The 2,195-nt window shown below is 56.9% G+C and carries 2 protein-coding genes; one reads left to right on the top strand and one right to left on the bottom strand.

Annotated features, from left to right (window positions below; translation table 11 throughout):
* Nucleotides 1–664: 664 nt before the first annotated feature.
* Nucleotides 665–829, top strand: coding sequence for a hypothetical protein (locus tag K289_RS52045; protein ID WP_198024898.1), 165 nt, complete (start codon nt 665–667; stop codon nt 827–829).
* Between the two features lie 324 nt (nt 830–1,153).
* Here the strand turns inward: K289_RS52045 and K289_RS0140710 are convergent, their stop codons facing one another.
* Nucleotides 1,154–1,852 (bottom strand): hypothetical protein, encoded by a 699-nt coding sequence (locus K289_RS0140710; protein WP_156918472.1) that lies wholly within the window; start codon nt 1,850–1,852, stop codon nt 1,154–1,156.
* Nucleotides 1,853–2,195 lie beyond the last annotated feature (343 nt).

A 2,195-nucleotide genomic window follows, 5' to 3' on the forward strand; every position in this document is an offset into this window, starting at 1 on the left:
CTCCTTTGTGGAATCAGCACCCCGAGCCTACCGGCTCAAGGTGGGCAACGCCGACCTCTTCAGAAATTCAACAGAACCCGGGACATCCCCCGCGCCGAACGCAGCCGGGACTCTTCACCGGTGTCGACCTGAATGCCCCGAGTTCCATGTTCCGTGGCGCCCCATACTCTCCATCGTGCGGCCACAGTTTCGTCCAGACGGCATTCGGAGCTCGGTTCGTCGACGTAGTCGTAATTCGTAAAAGTAACAAAGTGTAATGCACAGAATCAGATCGTAGGTCATATCCCGATCCACCTTGGCGGCCGGGGGCGCACGCAGCCGGGGACCAAACCGTGGATCACGCTGATTCAAATGAGCGCGCGGGTAACGAGGCCCAAAGGGGCGAGCAGGTGTTTTGTGCGAGATGTGCCGCCAAGCTCCACCTTTTTGTCGAGATACTCGATTCCCGTAACGGCAGGACGCTCCGCCTGTTTCGATGTCTGTGCGGACAAATTGCCTGGGGTGATTGAGGTCGTCTCAACGTCGCCCTTCAGCAAAGCGGACGCGAGAATTGCAAGGGTTCCTTCACCTTGATCTGGGGATACATCCGAATGGGCAATAGCCGAACATGGCTTCGCGCTGGAGAGTGAGATCGCTGCTGCTGGGGGCCAACTGGAGATGTCCGATGGGTGCGGCAGGCTGGCGCTTTGCGCATATCAAGAGAACTCTCCGCGTCCGGGCGGTCGTTATTGGCGTGCTGGAAGAGCTGCCGTTTATCTGCCCCGTGGCGGTCGCAATCGGCTCGCTGATCATGATCGGCATCACGCTCTACAAGGATTGGCCGCAGTGAGGGTAAAGTAACGACAGCGCCTCCCTCATGCGAAAAGGCCCTTTTCCTTCCCCATCCGCGCGTACCCCGTCAGTGCTTCCGTTCGGATGTCTGTCTGCTCTGCCCGCATTGCGCGCTCGATCCGCTCCGCCAAATCCCGCGAGGTCCGCTGCGACAGGAAGGGCATGTGGTTGGCCCCTTCCACTCCTCGACGATCTTGAGAAGGCGACGGGCGTGGACTGATAACGTCAGCTTCCGAGGCTAAAACAGAAATCGCTCGTCATAGTCGGCATCGACTGCTTTTGACCCATAGGCCACTTTGGGAGCCGCCCCATGGATGCCGTCTCATTTCCACCTGCGCGCCCATTCATCATAGTGCACCATAATTGATCGCGGCTTTGTCACGGCGCACTGCTTGATCTTAGTCGGCCTTTCTGGATCGCCCGGAACACCAACCAACGTCAGCGATTGGGTTTGCGCGTCCCACAGCACATCGTGTGGGTCCGAGGGGCCCATTCCAAAGGTGAACTTGATGACACCATCGTCGATGCCAGTGATGTTGCCGGACAAAATGCCGGACGCATGTTCGGTTTCCACAACCACGGTCTTTGTGACGCGATCCAGAGTGATAAAAAATGGACCAGTATTGCCTGGGCAGGTGAGCGAAAACGCATCCACTGGGTCGCGACGCGTCGGATCAAACTGTTCCGACGGCCAGAATGTTGAAAGCATTGTTCTGCCAGTAACCTCCGCGCAGGCGTGTCGCAGTAAAGGTCTTCCCAATTCTTCTGCGGGCATTCCCGGCCACGTCATCACGTTGCGCTGGCGGTTGTAGGAGAAAAGGATGCGTCCTCCCGTGGCCCTCAGGCTGAAGTCCAATTGCGCGTCGTTTACTGCAATAATCTCGCCCGTTACAATGTTTCCACCGGCGCGCTCAAATACGAAATGGTTTGTCTCGAGGTCGTAGGTTACGAAGTAAGGTTGCTGCTGCTGATAGTATTTGCCGTCGCAGCGAATGGATATTGGGTCGGCTTCTGCCTGCATGGCGCAAGCGAAAACCATGAACAGTGATATTATGAGATGTCGCATCGTCGATCACCAGCCTAAGGTTGCTATTTTATGATGGCTCAAGCGTTTATGCTCCGATAACGCGAAGCGCGGCTTTTACGCCATTTCGGCGTTTCGGGGTCGATCAGAATGCGGGAATGGTCCGAAGCGAGCGCGACTTCTGGATTTGGCCCATCAGCGAAGTGGCGGCACGTCCCGTCGAGGTCCGGATAGTGGGGCATTGCGGACTCGATTTGCTCAAGTTGAGTTCTTCGCGTTTTGACCCTGGCTGTGTGAAAAGTCGCGAGTCGGCTACGATTCCTCCGTTTCCTGATGGGGG

Origin of the sequence: Bradyrhizobium sp. Cp5.3 (assembly GCF_000426265.1) — a bacterium.
Taxonomy (GTDB): Bacteria; Pseudomonadota; Alphaproteobacteria; order Rhizobiales; family Xanthobacteraceae; genus Bradyrhizobium; species Bradyrhizobium neotropicale.